Raw genomic sequence first — 18,105 nt, 5'->3', positions numbered from 1 at the left:
TGCGACGCCGAACCCTTTTTTACAGCGATTTAAATGTGCTACCCCTCTTCCGCATGCGCCGGCGCAGCGAAGCCGGCTCTGGATGAGGATTATGTCGAAACTGTCGCCGTTCCCCCGCCCCGCAGCCCAGGAAGCCGCTTCCTCCCTCAATCTGTCCCACCGCCCGCGACGCAATCGCAAGGCCGAGTGGTCCAGGCGGCTGGTACGCGAGAACGTGCTGACGACGAACGATCTGATCTGGCCCCTCTTCGTCGTCGAAGGCGAGAGTGGACGCCATCCGGTCGCGTCCATGCCGGGCGTCGAGCGCCTGACCATCGGTGAGGTGGTGAGGGAGGCCGAGCGCGCCGCTGCCCTCCACATCCCTGCCATCGCTCTCTTTCCCTATACCGATCCGGCGCTGCGGGACCCGACGGGGTCCGAATCCCTGAACAGCCGCAATCTCGTCAACCGCGCCGTGCGCGAGATCAAGCGCGCCGTGCCCGAGATCGGAGTGATCACGGACGTCGCCCTCGATCCCTATACCAGCCACGGCCACGACGGGGTCATGGACGGGGAGCGGATCCTCAACGACGAGACGGTCGCGCTCCTCGCCAAGCAGGCCGTGCTCCAGGCGGAGGCGGGATCCGACATCATCGCGCCCTCCGACATGATGGACGGGCGCGTCGGCGCGATCCGCACGGCGCTCGACGAATCCGGGTTCCAGGACGTGCAGATCATGGCCTATGCGGCGAAATACGCCTCGGCCTTCTACGGCCCGTTCCGCGACGCCATCGGCACCAATGCCACCCTGGTCGGCGACAAACGCACCTACCAGATGGACCCGGCCAACACGGACGAGGCCCTGCGCGAGGTCGCTTTCGACCTCGAGGAGGGCGCGGACATGATTATGGTCAAGCCCGGTATGCCTTATCTCGACATCGTGCAGCGGGTGAAGGAGAGCTTCGCCGTCCCGACCTTCGCGTACCAGGTGTCGGGCGAATATGCGATGATCCAGGGCGCGGCCCTGAACGGATGGATCGACGGCGAGCGCGCCATGATGGAAAGCCTGCTGGCCTTCAAGCGTGCGGGCGCCGACGGCATCCTCACCTATTTCGCGCCGCGCGTCGCCGAGAAGCTGAAGGCTCAGGCCTGACCGCGCAAGGCCGCACATGATGGGGGCAGGCTTTCTCAGGGCATGGCGTCCGATCGCCTGTCTCGCAGGCCTGCTCCTTCTTTCGGCTTGCGGCCTGTCCATCGACGCGGATCAGGCCCGTGTGTGCCGATCCGCCCTGCCGGCGCTCAACCCGGGCGCCTCGATCCGGGTCCAGCGCATCCAGGAAGGCCCGGCCCCGAGGAGCCTGACGGTCCTTTATTCGGCCGAGCGCCCGGACCGCCCCCCGCTCGACCGCTATGCCATCTGCACCTTCGCCGCCGAGGGGCTTTCCCTCAACAAGGCGGAACTGACCGGGCTCGCCACCGAGGAGGGACCAATCTCGGGCGCGAGCCTTTACATGCTCAAGCACTATTACCTCGATACGCCCGAGGGCATCGCGGCGGATCCCGGCAGCCCGCCGGGCGCAGGCGTGGCCGAGCTTCCGGCCGGCTTCGCCTATTGGCTGCAGCAGATCCTGGTGAGCCTCCCACGCACGGCGATCTATGCCCTCCTGTCGGTTGCCTTCGCCCTGGTCTTCGGCCTCAGCGGGCGCGTCAATCTGGCCTTCGGGGAGCTGGCGGCCGTGGGATCGGCCGCTGCCGTCACGGGGGCAGCCCTCGTCATCGCCTCGGGCCTGAACTCGCCCCTTCTTGGGATCGCGGCGGGCCTCGGCTGCGCAGTGTTCGCCGGCGCCATGCACAGCGCGGTCGGCGGGTACCTCACCATCAGCCGCATCGCCACGGCCAGCTCCCAACCGAGCCTCATCGCGACGGTCGGCCTCTCGCTCGTGCTCATGGAATACCTGCGCCTCGTCCAGAGCCCCGTGACGATCTGGCTTCCGCCCATCTGGTCCGACGCGTGGCCCCTGGCGCGCGCGGGAGACTTCCTGGTTAGCCTCACGCCCGTCAGCCTCATGACGGCGGGAATCGGCCTGGTCGCCGCGCTCGGGCTTTTGTGGCTGATGAAGGCGACAGGCTTCGGACGGGCCTGGCGGGCCGTTGCGGACGACGCCCGCGCGGCGGCGATCATGGGGGTCAACGGCCCTCGCCTCCTGACGCAGACCCTCGCCCTGGCGGGAGGCATGGCGGGCCTCTCCGGCATGCTGATCGTGGTGCAATACGGGGGCCTGGGCTTCGCCGGCGGGTTTCAATACGGCCTCAAGGCCCTGATCGGCGCGGTGATCGGCGGCATCGGCTCGGTGCCGGGAGCCCTGTTAGGAGGTTTCATTATTGGATTGTTTGAAACCGTCTGGTCGGCTTATCTACCGATCGAGGGACGGGATATCGCGCTCTATGCGGCGCTCGTCGTCTTCCTGATCTTCCGGCCCGGCGGATTGCTGGGATTTCAGGAGGCGACGCCACGACCCGTCTAGAACTGGTATAATAAGCAATTCGGAGGAAGCCTTGGCCGACTACGCCATCACCCTGCAAGACGCGGAACGCGCAGCCGATACGATTCGCGGCCAGGTGCTGCGCACACCGCTGGTGCCTGCGCCGCGCCTGTCCCAGATCACGGGCGCGAATGTCTGCGTCAAACATGAGAACATGCAGCCCACCGGCTCCTTCAAGGAGCGCGGCGCGGTCAACAAGCTGGAGAGCCTGAGTCCCGAGGAGCGCCGGCGCGGCGTCATCGCCATGTCGGCGGGCAACCATGCGCAGGCCGTGGCCTACCATGCCCGGCGCCTCGGCATTCCGGCCGTCATCGTCATGCCGGAGAGTGCCCCTCTGGTGAAGGCGGAGAATACGCGTTCCTACGGCGCGCGCGTGGTGCTGTTCGGCGAGACACTCTACGAATCCGCCGCCAAGGCGCGCGAGATCGCGGAAGCCGAGGGGCTCGTCTTCGTCCATCCCTACGACGACCCGAAGGTCATGGCGGGCCAGGGCACCATCGCGATGGAAATGCTGGCCGACGCGCCCGATCTCGACCAGATCGTCGTGCCCATCGGCGGGGGCGGCCTGATCGCCGGCATCGCTATCGCGGCGAAAGCCCTGAAGCCCTCCATCGAGATCATCGGCGTGGAGGCGGCCCTCTATCCGTCCTTCACGAACGCGATCCGGGGCGAGGAACGCCCCATCGGCGGCGCGACGCTGGCGGAAGGCATCGCGGTCAAGACCGTGGGCCAGTTGCCGCTGCCGATCGTGCGGGATCTCGTCTCGGACATCATTCTGGTCGAGGAGCCGCTCATCGAGCGGGCGGTCAACGCCTACGCCACCCTCCAGCGGACCATGGCGGAAGGCGCGGGGGCGGCGGGCCTCGCCGCCATGCTGGCAGATCCCAAGCGCTTCGAGGGAAAACAGGTCGGCCTCGTGCTCTGCGGCGGCAACATCGACGCCCGCATCCTCGCCTCGGTCATGGTGCGCGAACTGGAGCGGGACGACCGGATCGCCTCGTTCCGGATCACCTCCCACGACAGGCCGGGCCTCCTGGGCCGTGTGGCGAGCCTTCTCGGAAGTCTGGGCGCCAATATCCTCGAAGTATCCCACGGCCGTCTCTTCCTCGACGTGCCCGCCAAAGGCGTTTCCATCGACATCACTATCGAAACTCGCGACAGACAACATACATTGGAGGTATTCGAGGCCTTGAAGGCGGAGGGCCTCGAACCGCGACGGATCGACTCGCGCGGCCTGTCGGAGACCGCCTATTGAGGAAGAGACATGGTCAATCGGCCCTACCCGCCGACCATCGACTACAACACGTTCCCGGCGGATAGCCGCCTGACTGACGGCGTCATCGCGCGCCGGTTCTGGGCCTATCTCATCGACCTGCTCGTCATCGCGCTCTGGGTGGTGCTGATTTCCATCGGGATCTTCTTCCTCGGCATCATCACCCTCGGGCTCGGCTGGGGCCTGTTCTTCGCCCTTCCCCTCACCGCGTTGATTTTCATCGTCTACAACGCGGTGACCATCGGCGGCCCCAATCAGGCGACCGTCGGCATGCGCACCATGGGCCTCCGGGTGATCGACCCGGCGACGGGCCGCCGGGTCTCGATGCTCGCGGCCGCCGTGCACGCGCTGTTCTTCTACGTCGCGATTTCGACCTTCCTGCTCTGGGCGTGCGACGTGCTGGTCGGCTTCATCCGAAACGACGGGCGCTTCATCCGCGACCTGCTCACGGGCATGATGATCATCCGCAGCGAATAAGGGGCTGCGACACCTGTTCTCTTTTCCTGGACGGGGCGGGCACCAATGTTATCCTTGAAGCGTTGATTCAACGCTCAAGGTTTCTCCACAAGGCTTTCCGGTTTGACGAGTCATTCCCGCGACGCCCCGCAATTCTATCTGACCTCGCCGTCCCTCTGTCCCTACCTGCCGGGCAAGGAGGAACGGAAAGTCTTCACGCATATCGTGGGACGGCGCGGTCGCGAGCTCAACGAGATCCTCACCCAGGGCGGCTTCCGCCGTTCGCAGACGATCGCATACCGTCCCGCCTGCGACACCTGCAGAGCCTGCGTGTCCGTTCGCGTTCTCGCCGGCGAATTCGAGCCATCGGGAAACCTGAAGCGCGTCCTCAGGAACAACGCCGACCTGATCGGCAACGAGATTCCGAACCGGCCGAGTTCGGAGCAATACGCGCTCTTTCGTCGCTACGTCGATACCCGTCACGCCGATGGCGGCATGGCCGACATGTCGGTGCTCGATTATTCCATGATGGTCGAGGACAGCCACGTGGACACGCTTCTGATCGAGTACCGACGCCGCGGCATCGACAGCGGCATCACGGGACGGGGCGAAGGCGATCTCATCGCGGTCGCTCTCACTGATGTGATGAGCGACGGCTTGTCGATGGTCTATTCATTCTACGATCCCGATCATCAGGACCGGAGCCTCGGCACCTTCATGATCCTCGATCACATCCGCCGCGCGAAGGCGATGGGATTGCCGTATCTCTATCTCGGGTACTGGGTCGAGGGCTCGAAGAAGATGGGCTACAAGGCCCGCTTCACCCCCCAGGAGCGCCTTGGCGCCCATGGCTGGGTGCGTTTTGATTAGGGTCAGCCAACGTGCCAGTATTCCATGTAAGAGAAAAAGGCCACGACGCTACCCATCACCAAGCCCAGAAAGCCTGTGATTGCCGCTGCTATCATGCGCCAGTCCTGTAAAAATGAACCGGCCTGCGAGCGATGCATTCCTAAGAGGAGAATGTAGACGCTTAACCAGGACAACGGGAAGTAGATGAAAAGCATCCCGAGGAAATTTAAAGAGTTTTTATCGTACCCAGAACCGCTATCAACGGACATGTTGATCACGGTTGCAATTTCCCAGCCCACGATCCCGCTGATTGCGCCGTAACCGACAATGGCGGCGGCAAGCTTCGTCATGGATTTCAGCATTGACCCGCCTTTCGCTGACTCCGATGCAACATTATTACATATTCACATCATCCATGACAAGTCAATGTAATTTAGCCGCGAATTATGCTGGCCTTCTTGTTGCTGCTGGATTTCTCCCATCGTGCGACATGTCGCAATCTCGTTGAGGGGTCATGGGCATGCTGTTCAAGCATGGAGCCGCCTCAATCAAGCGGACATCACGGCGGCGATCGTGCATGGCGGTTCACGAAGTGCGCGCTGAAAGGACCTCTATCCGCCTACGATTATCAAGTCTGATCTCCTTCTCGGAACGTGCCAAGGCGCTGCCCGAATATTTTCGCCGGGAACAACACGCCGCACACCATGTTTGGATGCATTCATCCGGAGATGCGCGATGGCGAAAATCCTGGTCCTCTATTACTCGTCCTACGGGCATGTCGAAACGATGGCCCGGGCCATTGCGGAAGGCGCACGCTCGGTCGCGGGCACCGACGTCACCGTCAAGCGCGTTCCCGAACTCGTGCCCGAGGAGATCGCGCGCAAATCCGGCATGAAGATCGACCAGGACGCGCCCGTGGCCGATCCGAACGAGCTCGCGGATTACGACGCCATCATCTTCGGCACGCCGACCCGCTACGGCAACATGGCGGCGCAGATGCGCAACTTCCTCGACCAGACCGGCGGCCTGTGGGTGAAGGGGGCGCTGATCGGCAAGGTCGGCAGCGTCTTCGCATCGACGGCGACGCAGCACGGCGGCCAGGAGACCACCATCACCTCCTTCCACACCACCCTGCTCCACCACGGCATGATCATCGTCGGTCTGCCCTATTCCTATCCTGGGCAGACGAAGATAGACGAAATTTCCGGCGGCACGCCCTATGGGGCGACGACCCTCGCAGGCGGCGACGGATCCCGCCAGCCGAGCGAGAACGAGCTGGGCGGCGCACGCTTTCAGGGACGCCATGTGGCGGAGATCGCCGCCAGGTTGGAAAACGGCGCCGGGGAGCGCGGCCCCGTGCCCGCCGATATGCAGAACCCGACCGAAACGACGGGTTGAGCCGGCCGCTCTTTCGTTCCTGATCAGGTCGCGCCTTGCGTCGGCGCAACCGTGACCCGCAGGCTCGCCAGCCACGCCGCGACTGCCATCACGGCGCTCACGGTAAAGACTGAGACCATTGCAGGAGCAAGAACCTCCGGCGCGAGATCGCCGTCGAACCCGGCTGCCTGGGCGACGATCCCCGCCGTCGCGGATCCGATGGCGTATCCCGCCGATTGCGTGGTCGGCACCAGGCCGGACGCGAGATCCTGCTCGCCCGGTCTGGCGGCCCTCATGATCGCCTGGCTGAGGAACGCCCAATTGATGCCGAACCCGCAACCAATGGCGATCTGCGCCCCGATCAGAACCTGCGGCAGCTCGAACAGGATCGCCACGGCGACGCCCGCAAGACCGAGAACCAGCAGCAGCGGCCCCAACCGGATGAAGCGCTGAGGCCAGGGCGCGCGGCTCACGAACGAAACGGCGAAAGCCGTCGCCGACCACGACAGCGCCATGAGGGCTGACACGAAGCCCGCCTCCGTCGGTGCATAACCCCAGAGCCTCTGGAGCGACAAAGGCAGGTACACGGAGGTGGAAGCCTGCGCCACCGGCATCAGGAGCGCGACCCACAATCCGGCGCCGACCGTGGAGGTCAGGGAGAAGGCATCGCTCGGGAAAAGACGATGGAGACTGCGTCTGTCGTGAAGGACGGTGACGGCCAGCGTGGCGATCGCCAGGCACACGAGCCCCGTCGTGAGCCACCAATGCGACTGCAGTCCCGCAACGGCGATCAGCATGATTCCGGCTGCGATTCCCGCGAGCCGCCCAAGCGGCGGCATGCCTTTCGTGGCTCCGTCGCGCCCCGACGGGATGATGGCGAGGACGAGCCCCATGAAGATCAGGATGAGAGGCACGTTCATGAGGAAAGCGGCGCGCCACGACCACGTTTCCGTCAGGAAACCGGCGAGGAGCGGGCCGCCGAAAGCGCATCCCGCCCAGGTCACCGCGAGCAGGCCGAAGAATCGCGGCACCTGGCGCGGCGGCAGGAGCTCCGCCACGAGGGCATAGCAGGCTGCCGCGATGATCCCTTCCCCGAGCCCTTGCAGAGTTCTGCCCACAAGAACCATGACCATGGACGAAGCATAGCTCGCCAGAAGCGTGCCGATCAGGAACACGATTGCGGGCCCGATGAGCAGAAGGCGCGCGCCCAGCCGCGCCTTGAGGAATCCCGCCGCGGCGCCCCCGACAATGGCCGCCACCAGATAGACCGTGAAGGCCCAGTTGATGAGCGCGGCGCCGCCCAGTTCGATCACGGCCGAAGGCAGGGACGTGGACACGAGGAAGCTGTTGAGGGCGTAGATCCCTTCACCCAGGCAGAGTGTCAGGGTGAGCACCAGGGCATTCGGAAAGAGAGTGGCCGGCAGCCGATCGTCTCGGACGTCATCCATGGCGCAGAATTCCGGAATTCAACAGCAGCTCGGAGTGGAGATGCCGCCGTCGGGGTGGGATGCTTGTAAATGGAGGCCCGCCTTTTCGGCGGGCCTCTTTATATCACTCTCCGAATTTGTTGGACTTCGGGAAGCCCTTCGGCGGAAGGCGGCCCGCGTCGGTGCGATCGCCCAGCCAGTCGCGCAGGTCTTCCTTCGCCACGGTCCATGTGCGCCCGGAGGTGTCCTTCCAGGTAAGACCTTCTTTCAGCGTGAAGACCTTCGCGTCCGAGACGCCGCCGTCCTTGTAGCGCTGCAGGCGCACGCCTTTGCCGCGGGTCATTTCGGGCACCTGCTTCGCAGGGAAGATCAGGAGCTTGCGGTTCTCGCCGATGATCGCGATGTGATCGCCTTCGGCCTCGGTGCAGACCACCATGGCGGCCGGCGCATCGAGGTTGAGGACCTGCTTGCCCTTGCGCGTGTTCGCCGTGACGTCGTCGGCGGGCACGATGAAGCCGCGCCCGTCCGATCCCACCACGAGGAGCTTCGAGCCCGCCTTGTAGGGGAAGGCCGCGATGAAATCCGCTCCCTCCTCCAGATCGACCATGAGGCGGATCGGATCGCCGAAGCCGCGGCCGCCGGGGAGCTTCGACGCATCCAGCGTGAAGAAGCGCCCGTTATTCGCCACCACGATGATCTTGGAAGTGGTCTCGGCGAAGAAGGCCGTCTTGAGCTTGTCGTCACCCTTGAACTGCACCGAGGAGACGTCCTCCTGGTGGCCCTTCATGGCGCGGACCCAGCCCTTGTCGGATACGATCACGGTGATCGGCTCGCGCTCGATCATGGCCTCTGCGAAGTCGATGTCGGAAGTGTCCGGAGCGTCGGCGAAAGTCGTGCGGCGCTTTCCGAGCGCCGTATCGGGACCGAAGGTCTTGCGGACCTCCTTGATCTCGCCGGCGACGGTCTTCCACTGCACCTTGTCGGAGCCGAGGAGTTCCTCGATCTGAGCCTTCTCGTCCTGCAGGTTCTTCTGCTCGCGCTTCAGCTCCATCTCCTCGAGCTTGCGCAGGGAGCGCAGGCGCGTGTCGAGAATGGCGTTGGCCTGAACCTCCGTCAGCTTGAAGACGCGCATCAGCTCCGCCTTGGGCTCGTCCTCCTCGCGGATGATTTTGATCACCCGATCGAGGTCGAGATAGACGATGAGCAGGCCGCCCAAAATCTCCAAGCGCCTGTCGATGGCGGAGAGACGGAACTTCGAGCGGCGGATCAGCACCTCGCGGCGATGATCGAGCCATTCGCGCAGGCATTCTGCGAGGCTCAGCACCTTCGGCACCTTGCCGCCGGCGAGGACGTTCACGTTCATCGGAATGCGGCTCTCTAGCTCAGTCAGCTTGAAGAGAGATTCCATGAGGATGATCGGATCGACCGTCTTGGCCCGGGGCTCCAGCACCACGCGGATGTCTTCCGCCGACTCGTCGCGGATGTCGGCGAGCAGCGGCAGCTTCTTTTCCTGCAGCAGTTCCGCGATCTTCTCGATCAGGCGGGACTTCGGCACCGAGTAAGGGATCTCGGTGACGACGATCTGCCAGTTGCCGCGTCCGAGATCCTCCTTCTGCCAGCGGGCGCGAACGCGGAACGAGCCGCGCCCGGTGCTGTAGGTCTCGGCCATGGAGGCCAAGCTGTCGACGATGATGCCGCCGGTCGGAAGATCGGGCCCCTGCACGAACTGCATCAGCTGCTCGGAGGTGGCATTAGGCTTCGTAATGAGATGGAGAGCCGCATCGCACAACTCGGCCGCATTGTGCGGCGGGATGGAGGTCGCCATGCCGACCGCAATGCCCTGCGAGCCGTTGGCGAGCAGGTTCGGGAAGGCGGCGGGCAGCACCACCGGCTCTTCGTTGGCCTGATCGTAGGTCTCGCGGAAATCGACCGAATCCTCGTCGATGCCTTCCAGCAGAAGGCGCGCGACCTCCGTCAGCTTGGCCTCGGTGTAGCGCATCGCGGCGGCGCCGTCGCCGTCGATATTGCCGAAATTGCCCTGCCCGTCCGCCAGCGGATAGCGCTGGGCAAAATCCTGCGCCATTCGCACCAGCGCGTCATAGATCGATTGGTCGCCGTGGGGATGGTACTGACCCATCACGTCGCCGACGATGCGGGCGCATTTCTTCGGCGCGGACTTGGGATCGAGCTTCAGAAGCCGCATGGCGTGCAGGATGCGGCGATGGACGGGCTTCAACCCGTCGCGCGCGTCCGGCAGCGCCCGGTGCATGATGGTGGACAGCGCATAGGCGAGATAGCGCTCTTCCAGGGCGTCCTTGAGATTGATGTTCTCGATCTCGCCGCCAGAGGGTGGATTGACCGGCTTACCCATTACTCGAATTCCTCAACTGCGAATCGCTTCTTTACCACCTGAAAAGAGAACATAACAGAAACAAACCCTATTCGTCCCCAGCTGTCGCGAGTGCGACGAAACGCGCCCGCTCCTCGGGAGCCCGCTGCCCCTGGGGGGCGAAGACGTTCTGATGCAGGAAGAAATCCGTCAGCGCAAATCCGGCCCGGATCTCGCTCTCGCTCGGCCGGTTGGCCCGGCTTTGGCCGATCAGGAAGCCCGGGAGCTTCAGAAGGCGGTCCTTGTAGGGCTCTCCCGCCGCGGCGCTGACGGCGCGGCCGCTCCTGGGCGAAACATAGACGAGGTCCCGTTCGCTGCCCGTGGCCGCGCAGGAGGTGAGATCGAGCCCGAAGCCGAGTTCCGCGAGCATGGCGAGTTCGAACCGCACGAAGAGCGCGGGCGCCAGGTCGGGATCGTCCAGGTGGTCGACCAGAACGGTCAGGGTCTCGTAGAGGGCGAAATGCGGATCGCGCTCGGGAACATTGCGCAGCAGGTGCGCCAGAGCGGCGAGGCCGTAGAGCGCCATGGACGAGCCCATGAGCCGAGAAGCGCGCAGCTTGATGGCCTCCACTTGGAAGGCGCCCAGATGCTCATCGAGCCGGGCGCGCCACGTGACCTGAACGGTGTTCCCGGGCTGGAGCACCGGCTGCAGGACTTTGGAGCGCCCACCGTGGACGAGGCCCGAATGGCGGCCGTGCTCGCGCGTCATAGTTTCGAGGATAACGCTCGTCTCGCCATGCTTGCGGACGCCGAGAACGACGCCTTCATCGGTCCATTGCATCGGGTGCGGTTGCTTTCTGCGCGGCCTCTAGGCTGAAGCCCTGATGTAAGCATCGGAAGAGCTTTTCGCCATATTTTCCAAGATCATCGCGCCAAAATGTTAAGATCTTTTGCAAGATCGCACAGCGCCTAAATTGGAACAAAATGGACAGCTTAGCATTCTCGCTCATTCATACCCCAAATGTGAACTGAGGATCATGAAGCTCACCAACCTGTTCCTTGCGAGCACTGCCATTCCGCTGATGATGCTGTCGGCGAACGCGTCTGCGCTCCAGCCGCAGAACCCTGCACCCGTCACCGTGGCCCAGGCCGAAACGGGTGAACAGCCTCAACAGCCGCCGAGAGCCCGGCAAAAAGCGCAGGGTCAGGACGAGCAGGCTCCTCCCGGCCAGCAGCGCCGCGAGCGCCGCCCCGGAGCGGACGACGAAGGCGGACGTCCGCAACGTCCCCAGCGCGGCGGCCAAGGCGGCGAGGCCCCCGAGGCTCCTCGCTCCCCCCGCGCAGCCAGCCCTGACCAGGAAGCGCCCGCAGCGCCTCGCCGTGGCAAGGACGAGCGCTCGCAGGAACAGCGCCCGCAAGAGCGGCGGCAGCAGGAGCAGGATCAGCGGCAACAGGAGCGCCGGCAACCGGAACAGCGCCAACCGGCAGAGCGGCCCACTCCAGCCCGCCCGAACCAGGCGCCAGCCGAGCGCAGCCAGACCCAGGACGAGACGCCCGCACGCCCGCAGCGCCCCAATGCGCAGGAGCGCGATCAGCGCCCCGGCGACCGCCAGCGTCCGCAGGCTCCCGCCGCGTCGGAGCGCCCCGCGGCGCCGCCCACTACGGCCCCGACCCCGGCCCCAGCCCAGCAGGGCCGGGACGCGACCCCGGCTCCACGACCGGGGGACGAGCAGCGCCAGGATCAGAATCGACGCGGTGATCAGGATCAGCAGCGGGATCGGGATCAGCGCAGGAACCAGGATCAGCGAAGGGATCAGGACCAGCGGAGGGATCAAGACCAGCCGAGGACCCAGACGGCCCCATCGGCACCGCGCCCCGCGCCGGCTCCGACGGCACCTGCGCCCGAGCCTCGGACGCAGCCTGCCCCGACAGCGCCGGCCCCGGCCCCGGCCCAGCCCGCACCCGCGCCTCGGGCTCAGCCCACGCCGCCGCCCGCACCGGCTGCGCCCCAGCAGGCCCAGCCCCAGCAGGCGCAGCCCCTCGATCCATCGCGGGTGCGCATCGACGATCTGCGCCGCGAGCGCCGCGAGCGCAGGGAAGGCGACCGGGTCATCATCGAGGAGCCGGGCAACCGCACGATCATCCGTGAGGGCAACAGTGTCATCATCCGCCACGACGAGTCGGAACGCTTCCGCCGCATCTACGGCCAGGATGAAGTGCGCGTGGAACGTCGCGGCCCCGGCGAGGAGGTCACCATCGTCCGTCGCCCAGACGGCTCGGAAATCGTTTCCGTCCGAGACGAATATGGCAACCTGATCCGCCGCATCCGGCGCGAGCCCGCGGGCCGTGAGGTCGTTCTCATCGAGAACCGGCGCCGGGGCATCGATGCCCGTCCGGGCTACGGCTATGTGGAGGAGGAGGTCCTCCGCCTTCCGCCTCCCCGCGTCACCATCCCGCGGGAGGAATACATCGTCGAGACGGAACGCGCCTCGCCGTCGCAGATCGTCGAGGCGTTCACGGCCCCGCCGGTGGAGCGGATCGATCGCGCCTATACCCTCGATGAAGTCCGCCGCAGCCAGCCGCTCCGCGAGCGCATGCGCCGCGTGGACCTCGACACGATCAACTTCGAGTTCGGCTCCTGGGAGCTGCCGCCGGATCAGATCGACGCCCTCGGCTCGATCGCCGACGGTCTGCGCCAGGCCATCTCCCGCAACCCGAACGAGATCTTCCTGGTGGAGGGTCATACCGATGCGGTGGGATCGGACGAGGACAACCTGACGCTTTCGGACCGCCGCGCGGAAACGGTTGCGACTATCCTGTCCCAGCGATACCAGATTCCCGCCGAGAACCTGACGACGCAGGGCTACGGCGAGCAATATCTGAAGGTGAACGTGCAAGGCCCCGAACGGGAAAACCGCCGCGTCACGCTGCGCCGCATCACGCCGCTGCTGCAGGGGCAGAACCAGCAGTAAAAAATGAAAGCCGCGAGGAAATGCTCCTCGCGGCTTTACATCCAGTACTAAGGCTGAGTCTCGAAGAAGGCCTTTGTCGGCCCTTTCTTCGACCAGAACTTACGAGGAAAATCGCACGCCGACGGGTGAGATCCGGAAAGAATGAAGTATCGATCTTCCACGGAAACTTCCGCATAAGGTTCAGGCTCCTTATTGACGCGGAGAACTCTCCAGTCAGATGTTGCCCGTGCCTTGATCCGGCCAGAACCCAAGTCGTTTAAAAATAGTGCTTGTCCGAGCATGTCGGAAAAATCCCACGGATAGGGTAAAAATTTGCACCGCAGGATCCGGCTTCCCTCGTCGTAGTGCCCGCAACTCCCGTTCATCAATAGCTCTTTCGATGTGTCGCGAAATTTCACTCTAAGGGACACATCGAGATTCCCTTCACCTATTAAGTGCGTTCTCCATGCATTCCTTCCCATGAATTGAACGGATGTCACCAATTGTTTCGGGTGTTGTCTTAGGTGCATCTCATCGTATTGTCGGGAGAAACAAAAGTTGGACCCCCGCTGTATTGCCGGGAAAGGAGAAGGTCCAGCCTCTTCGGCAGATGCCGCCGATATTATATATGATATACCGCTACATAAGAAAAATACAATAAGGCGGCGCATGGATTGAGCCTTTCACCTTACCCCTTCGGGAACTCCAGCCCCATCTCGCGATAGCGTTCGGGATCGTCGCTCCAGTTCTCGCGGACCTTCACGAAGATGAACAGATGGACGGGGGCTTCCGCGATCTCGGCGATTTCCTTGCGTGCAGCCTGACCGATCGCCTTGATGGTCTGGCCGCCCTTGCCGAGGACGATCTTGCGCTGGCTGTCGCGCTCCACGAAAACGGTCTGCTCGATCCGCACGGATCCGTCCGGACGCTGCTGCCACTGATCCGTCTCGACGGTGGACTGATAGGGCAGTTCCTCGTGCAGGCGCTCGTAGATCTTCTCGCGGGTGATCTCGGCGGCGAGCATGCGCAGGGGCGCGTCCGAAATCTGATCCTCCGGGTACAGCCAGGGGCCCGCCGGCATCAGGGCCGCGAGCTCGCGCCTGAGCCTGTCGATGCCGTCGCCGTTCAGCGCCGAGATCATGAAGGTGTGGGCGAACGGCACCTTCTCATTGAGCTTCGCGGCCAGTTCCAAAAGCTTCGAGCGCTCGATCAGGTCGATCTTGTTGAGGATCAGCACCTTCGGCTGCTTCAGCTCGGGGAGCTTGGCGAGGATGGCCTCAGCCTCTTCATCCACTCCCCGGCGCACGTCGAGCAGGAGCGCCACCACGTCCGCGTCCCCTGCCCCGCCCCAGGCGGAGGTGACCATCGCCCGGTCGAGCCGGCGCTTGGGCTTGAAGATGCCGGGCGTGTCCACGAAGATGATCTGCGTATCGCCTTCCATGGCGATGCCCCGCACGAGGGCGCGCGTCGTCTGCACCTTGCGGGAGACGATGGAGACCTTGGATCCCACGAGCGCGTTGAGCAGGGTCGACTTGCCCGCATTGGGCGCGCCGATGAGCGCGACGAAACCCGCTTTTGTGTTGGTCGGCTCAGGGTGTTCCATGCTTTTCCTCCGTCCAGACGCCTTCTCGGAGGAGAAGGCTTCGCGCTGCCGCCTGCTCTGCGATGCGCTTTGATGTGCCATCCCCGAACTCGGATTCGGAGCCTTTCACCTTCACCATCACGCGGAATTTCGGCGCGTGATCGGGCCCGGTCTGCTCGGCCACCGTATAGGTCGGCGGCGGCAGGCCCCTTCCCTGCGCCCATTCCTGCAGGGCGCTCTTGGGGTCCCGAAGGGAGCGGCGGGGCGCTTCCAGCAAGGCCTTGAAGCTGCGCTCCACCAGACCCTTCGCGGCATCGTAGCCGCTGTCGAGGAAAACCGCGCCGATGATCGCTTCGCACACGTCCGCCAGGATGGTGGGGTTGCGCCTCTCGCCGGAATGGGCTTCGCCCGCGCCGAGCTTGAGATAAGGCGCCACATCCCAGGCGACGGCGATCTCGGCGCAGCTCTCGCGGCGCACCAGCTCAGCCAGGCGGCGCGAGAGTTCGCCTTCGGGCGCCCTGGGAAAGGTCTGATAGAGCATCTCGGCGACGGCGAGGCCGAGCACACGGTCGCCGAGGAATTCGAGGCGCTGATAGCTCTTTCCGCCGGCCTTCGGAGCGCTCACATGGGTGAGCGCCTCGTCGAGAAGTTCGGGCTTCTGAAACTCGTAGCCCAGCGTCTTCAGCAACGCGTCATGGTTCGGTTTGCGACGGGTCACGGCTTATCGGATCCGCTCGAACATGCGATTCCAGCGAATGTGCTGCGGCCAGTCCCAGAACCGCCACAGGGAGGCGCCCTCGTCGATGGAGAAGAAGATGATCTCGGCGCGGCCGACAAGGTTCTCGGCCGGAACCTGACCCACATTCGCCTCGTCACGCGAGTCGGTGGAGTTGTCCCGGTTGTCGCCCATCATGAAGTAATGGCCGGGCTGCACCGTGTAGATGTCGGTGTTGTCCCAATAGGCCCGGTCGCCCTTCAACTCGATGATGTAATGACTGGTCCCTTCCGGGAAGGTCTCCTTGTAGCGCGGGACGGCGGCGGGACGGCCGTACTCGTCCACCGTCTGGTAATCCTCCACGCGCTCGCGATGCACCGGCTGGCCATTGATGTGCAGAACGCCGCCGATCACCTGGATCCGATCGCCAGGCAGGCCGACCACGCGCTTGATGTAGTCGGTCGAGTTGTCCTTGGGCAGCTTGAACACCACGATGTCGCCGCGCTTCGGCTCGGAGCCGAAAATCCGGCCGGAGAACAGGGGCGGGCTGAACGGCATCGAGTGCTTCGAGTAGCCGTAAGCGTATTTGGAGACGAAGAGATAATCGCCGATCAGCAGGGTCGGAATCAGGGAGCCCGAAGGAATGTTGAAGGGCTGGAACAGGACCGTGCGGACCACCACGGCGATCAGAAGCGCCTGGATGATGACCTTGATCGTCTCCCAGAGGCCCTCTTCTTCCTTTTTCTTCACGCTGCTACCCATGCTGTGCTTGGCGTTGTCGCTCACTTGAATCGACCTATGCTCGAGGAATGTCGCGGCCTGAGGCCGCCCTTCTATGCCTGTGCGGCAGTCGAGAGCGGTTTGCACTTCGTGAGAAAGTGCAAACCGCTCTCGAAGGTTTTTAAAGCCTGATGGCTTCCGAGCCGGCATGCCTGCCCGCCTCGTGGCCCATGCTCTAGCCTATGGCGGGTGCTGCCGCAACGCGCCTGTCCCTGCAAGAGGCCGCGCTTCGATCACCACGAAGGCCTGCGCCAGGGGCGGATCATCGGTAAGGGAAACATGGATCACGGGCTCGTGTCCTTGCGGCATCATGGCTCTGAGCCTTTCCAGGGCTCCGCCGGACAGGCGCAGGGTCGGGCGGCCGCCAGGGAGATTCACCACCTCCATGTCGCGCCAGAACACGCCGTGGCTGAGACCCGTCCCAAGGGCCTTGGCACAGGCCTCCTTGGCGGCGAAGCGCCGGGCATAGGAGGGGGCGCGGGCGGCACGGCGGTCGCTGCGCGCCCGCTCGCCTTCCGTGAAGATCCGGTGCGTGAAGCGGTCCCCGAAACGTTCGATGGAGCGTTCGATCCGGCGAATGTCACAGAGGTCCGATCCGATTCCGAGAATCATGCAGGCACCTGTGCCCGGCCCTCGTCCATGGCGGCGCGCATGGCGCGGACGGCCTCGTCGAGGCCCATGAAGATCGCATCCCCGATGAGGGAATGGCCGATGTTGAGCTCGACGATCTGGGGGATCGCCGCGACCGGACGAACCGAATCGAGAGCCAGTCCATGGCCCGCATGAATTTCGAGCCCGATGCGAGCCCCATAGGCGGCGGCCCGGCGCAGGCGCTCCAGCTCATGGGCGACCTTGGCCTCGTTCCCTTCCGCGACGGCCTCGCAATAGGTGCCGGTGTGAAGCTCGACCACGGGAGCACCCAGCTCGCAGGCTGCGTCCATCACGTCCGTCTCGGGCTCGACGAAGAGCGAGGCGCGGATGCCCTGAGCTTTCAATTCCTGGATCATCGGACGCAAATGGGAAGCGCCACCGATGATGTCGAGTCCCCCTTCCGTCGTCCGCTCCTCGCGCTTTTCCGGCACGAGGCAGCAGGCATGGGGATGAATGCGCGTGGCGATCTCGAACATCTCGGGGGTCGCCGCCATCTCGAAGTTGAGCGGCGCGAAAAGCTGGCGCTTCAGGCGCTCTATGTCCAGGTCGCGGATGTGCCGCCGGTCCTCGCGCAGATGGGCCGTGATACCGTCGGCTCCGGCCAGCACGGCCATATGGGCGGCCCGGATCGGATCGGGATGGACGCCCCCGCGGGCGTTCCGGACGGTTGCGACATGATCGATGTTGACGCCGAGACGAAGAGGAGGAGCTTTCATAGGCCTGTTTCTAACCGAGAACTTCGCATTGGCCACATCTTACAAGAAAACGCTCGTTTCTCTATTGCCGCGATGTAGATGTATTATAGTTACATTTTTCAGCCAAAGACCTGTCAGCCGAAGACCTGCATGATGCTGCGCATTGTCGTGATAACCCTGGCAGGGATGGGTGCCATGCTCTGGCTATGGATAGTCAGGATCGCATTCATTATCGAAGCCGGCCCCATGGAAGAAGGAATCTCCTATGGATTTGCCGTCCTATCAACCTTGTTGTTCCTGATATTTACTCTTCCGGCTTTCATTTTGAGCTTGAAAAACAAGGCGCTGCGGCTGGCTCTCGTATTGGCGATTGTGCCGTTGACCTCTCTGGCGTTGTTTCTTTAGACACCTCTCGAACCGATGGAGCAATCGGGCGTCAATGCACCGCTATCCGCCTTGGCTCGGCTCGGCCATGACCCAGGAGGCAGGAAAGGCGCC

The 18,105-nt window shown here is 64.2% G+C and carries 17 protein-coding genes; 8 read left to right on the top strand and 9 right to left on the bottom strand.

Annotation, left to right across the window (positions count from 1 at the left end):
- Positions 1 to 91 precede the first annotated feature (91 nt).
- The 5 genes from hemB to ACS5Q0_RS15575 all read left to right on the top strand — a co-directional run bounded on the left by hemB (position 92) and on the right by ACS5Q0_RS15575 (position 5,121).
- Positions 92 to 1,132, top strand: a complete 1,041-nt coding sequence (gene hemB, locus ACS5Q0_RS15595) for a porphobilinogen synthase (RefSeq protein WP_473127570.1) — start codon at positions 92 to 94, stop codon at positions 1,130 to 1,132.
- A 16-nt stretch (positions 1,133 to 1,148) separates the two neighbouring features.
- Positions 1,149 to 2,504: a branched-chain amino acid ABC transporter permease gene (locus ACS5Q0_RS15590; RefSeq protein WP_473127569.1), complete on the top strand. Its 1,356-nt coding sequence runs from the start codon at positions 1,149 to 1,151 to the stop codon at positions 2,502 to 2,504.
- Positions 2,505 to 2,535: 31 nt separating this feature from the next.
- Positions 2,536 to 3,777 (top strand): threonine ammonia-lyase, encoded by a 1,242-nt coding sequence (locus tag ACS5Q0_RS15585; RefSeq protein ID WP_473127568.1) that lies wholly within the window; start codon positions 2,536 to 2,538, stop codon positions 3,775 to 3,777.
- A gap of 9 nt (positions 3,778 to 3,786) precedes the next feature.
- Positions 3,787 to 4,272 (top strand): RDD family protein, encoded by a 486-nt coding sequence (locus ACS5Q0_RS15580; protein ID WP_473127567.1) that lies wholly within the window; start codon positions 3,787 to 3,789, stop codon positions 4,270 to 4,272.
- A gap of 102 nt (positions 4,273 to 4,374) precedes the next feature.
- Positions 4,375 to 5,121: an arginyltransferase gene (locus ACS5Q0_RS15575; protein WP_473127566.1), complete on the top strand. Its 747-nt coding sequence runs from the start codon at positions 4,375 to 4,377 to the stop codon at positions 5,119 to 5,121.
- A gap of 2 nt (positions 5,122 to 5,123) precedes the next feature.
- On the opposite strand, the gene ACS5Q0_RS15570 is transcribed toward ACS5Q0_RS15575, so the two are convergent.
- Complete coding sequence (locus ACS5Q0_RS15570; protein WP_473127565.1) at positions 5,124 to 5,462, bottom strand: hypothetical protein; 339 nt, start codon at positions 5,460 to 5,462, stop codon at positions 5,124 to 5,126.
- A 373-nt stretch (positions 5,463 to 5,835) separates the two neighbouring features.
- Here ACS5Q0_RS15570 and wrbA point away from each other — a divergent pair, with 373 nt between their 5' ends.
- Entirely contained in the window at positions 5,836 to 6,498 is a 663-nt protein-coding gene (wrbA, locus tag ACS5Q0_RS15565; protein ID WP_473127564.1) for an NAD(P)H:quinone oxidoreductase, read from the top strand.
- A 23-nt stretch (positions 6,499 to 6,521) separates the two neighbouring features.
- On the opposite strand, the gene ACS5Q0_RS15560 is transcribed toward wrbA, so the two are convergent.
- The 3 genes from ACS5Q0_RS15560 to recO form a co-directional block, all read right to left on the bottom strand.
- Positions 6,522 to 7,925 carry an MFS transporter gene (locus ACS5Q0_RS15560; RefSeq protein WP_473127563.1) on the bottom strand — a complete coding sequence of 468 codons (1,404 nt, stop codon included), beginning with the start codon at positions 7,923 to 7,925 and terminating at the stop codon, positions 6,522 to 6,524.
- A gap of 103 nt (positions 7,926 to 8,028) precedes the next feature.
- On the bottom strand, positions 8,029 to 10,275 hold the full coding sequence (parC, locus tag ACS5Q0_RS15555; RefSeq protein ID WP_473127562.1) for a DNA topoisomerase IV subunit A: 2,247 nt from the start codon (positions 10,273 to 10,275) through the stop codon (positions 8,029 to 8,031).
- A gap of 67 nt (positions 10,276 to 10,342) precedes the next feature.
- The gene (recO, locus tag ACS5Q0_RS15550; RefSeq protein ID WP_473127561.1) at positions 10,343 to 11,074 is read right to left on the bottom strand and encodes a DNA repair protein RecO; all 732 of its coding nucleotides are present in this window, start codon (positions 11,072 to 11,074) and stop codon (positions 10,343 to 10,345) included.
- 196 nt (positions 11,075 to 11,270) lie between these two features.
- Between recO and ACS5Q0_RS15545 the strand changes: the two genes are divergently transcribed.
- Positions 11,271 to 13,205 carry an OmpA family protein gene (locus tag ACS5Q0_RS15545; RefSeq protein ID WP_473127560.1) on the top strand — a complete coding sequence of 645 codons (1,935 nt, stop codon included), beginning with the start codon at positions 11,271 to 11,273 and terminating at the stop codon, positions 13,203 to 13,205.
- A gap of 667 nt (positions 13,206 to 13,872) precedes the next feature.
- On the opposite strand, the gene era is transcribed toward ACS5Q0_RS15545, so the two are convergent.
- The 5 genes from era to ACS5Q0_RS15520 all read right to left on the bottom strand — a co-directional run bounded on the left by era (position 13,873) and on the right by ACS5Q0_RS15520 (position 17,628).
- Positions 13,873 to 14,787 (bottom strand): GTPase Era, encoded by a 915-nt coding sequence (era, locus tag ACS5Q0_RS15540; RefSeq protein WP_473127559.1) that lies wholly within the window; start codon positions 14,785 to 14,787, stop codon positions 13,873 to 13,875.
- Positions 14,774 to 15,484 (bottom strand): ribonuclease III, encoded by a 711-nt coding sequence (gene rnc / locus ACS5Q0_RS15535; RefSeq protein WP_473127558.1) that lies wholly within the window; start codon positions 15,482 to 15,484, stop codon positions 14,774 to 14,776. Before rnc ends, era begins: the two co-directional genes overlap by 14 nt.
- 3 nt (positions 15,485 to 15,487) lie before the next feature.
- Positions 15,488 to 16,243, bottom strand: coding sequence for a signal peptidase I (gene lepB / locus ACS5Q0_RS15530; protein ID WP_473127633.1), 756 nt, complete (start codon positions 16,241 to 16,243; stop codon positions 15,488 to 15,490).
- A 198-nt stretch (positions 16,244 to 16,441) separates the two neighbouring features.
- Positions 16,442 to 16,873: a holo-ACP synthase gene (gene acpS, locus ACS5Q0_RS15525; protein ID WP_473127557.1), complete on the bottom strand. Its 432-nt coding sequence runs from the start codon at positions 16,871 to 16,873 to the stop codon at positions 16,442 to 16,444.
- Positions 16,870 to 17,628 carry a pyridoxine 5'-phosphate synthase gene (locus tag ACS5Q0_RS15520; protein ID WP_473127556.1) on the bottom strand — a complete coding sequence of 253 codons (759 nt, stop codon included), beginning with the start codon at positions 17,626 to 17,628 and terminating at the stop codon, positions 16,870 to 16,872. Before ACS5Q0_RS15520 ends, acpS begins: the two co-directional genes overlap by 4 nt.
- Positions 17,629 to 17,757: 129 nt before the next feature.
- Here ACS5Q0_RS15520 and ACS5Q0_RS15515 point away from each other — a divergent pair, with 129 nt between their 5' ends.
- Positions 17,758 to 18,012, top strand: coding sequence for a hypothetical protein (locus ACS5Q0_RS15515; RefSeq protein WP_473127555.1), 255 nt, complete (start codon positions 17,758 to 17,760; stop codon positions 18,010 to 18,012).
- Positions 18,013 to 18,105 lie beyond the last annotated feature (93 nt).

This window comes from Microvirga sp. HS2 (assembly GCF_055792805.1).
Note: the sequence above shows the minus strand (reverse complement) of the source record. Positions and strands in the feature narration are given on the sequence as shown.

Bases quoted from the DNA above. Each gene is read 5' to 3' on its own strand.
- hemB (WP_473127570.1), top strand. From the start codon at position 92: ATGTCGAAACTGTCGCCGTTCCCCCGCCCCGCAGCCCAGGAAGCCGCT.
- ACS5Q0_RS15590 (WP_473127569.1), top strand. From the start codon at position 1,149: ATGATGGGGGCAGGCTTTCTCAGGGCATGGCGTCCGATCGCCTGTCTC.
- ACS5Q0_RS15580 (WP_473127567.1), top strand. From the start codon at position 3,787: ATGGTCAATCGGCCCTACCCGCCGACCATCGACTACAACACGTTCCCG.
- ACS5Q0_RS15570 (WP_473127565.1), bottom strand. From the start codon at position 5,462: ATGCTGAAATCCATGACGAAGCTTGCCGCCGCCATTGTCGGTTACGGC.
- wrbA (WP_473127564.1), top strand. From the start codon at position 5,836: ATGGCGAAAATCCTGGTCCTCTATTACTCGTCCTACGGGCATGTCGAA.
- ACS5Q0_RS15560 (WP_473127563.1), bottom strand. From the start codon at position 7,925: ATGGATGACGTCCGAGACGATCGGCTGCCGGCCACTCTCTTTCCGAAT.
- parC (WP_473127562.1), bottom strand. From the start codon at position 10,275: ATGGGTAAGCCGGTCAATCCACCCTCTGGCGGCGAGATCGAGAACATC.
- recO (WP_473127561.1), bottom strand. From the start codon at position 11,074: ATGCAATGGACCGATGAAGGCGTCGTTCTCGGCGTCCGCAAGCATGGC.
- ACS5Q0_RS15545 (WP_473127560.1), top strand. From the start codon at position 11,271: ATGAAGCTCACCAACCTGTTCCTTGCGAGCACTGCCATTCCGCTGATG.
- era (WP_473127559.1), bottom strand. From the start codon at position 14,787: ATGGAACACCCTGAGCCGACCAACACAAAAGCGGGTTTCGTCGCGCTC.
- lepB (WP_473127633.1), bottom strand. From the start codon at position 16,243: ATGGGTAGCAGCGTGAAGAAAAAGGAAGAAGAGGGCCTCTGGGAGACG.
- acpS (WP_473127557.1), bottom strand. From the start codon at position 16,873: ATGATTCTCGGAATCGGATCGGACCTCTGTGACATTCGCCGGATCGAA.
- ACS5Q0_RS15520 (WP_473127556.1), bottom strand. From the start codon at position 17,628: ATGAAAGCTCCTCCTCTTCGTCTCGGCGTCAACATCGATCATGTCGCA.
- ACS5Q0_RS15515 (WP_473127555.1), top strand. From the start codon at position 17,758: ATGATGCTGCGCATTGTCGTGATAACCCTGGCAGGGATGGGTGCCATG.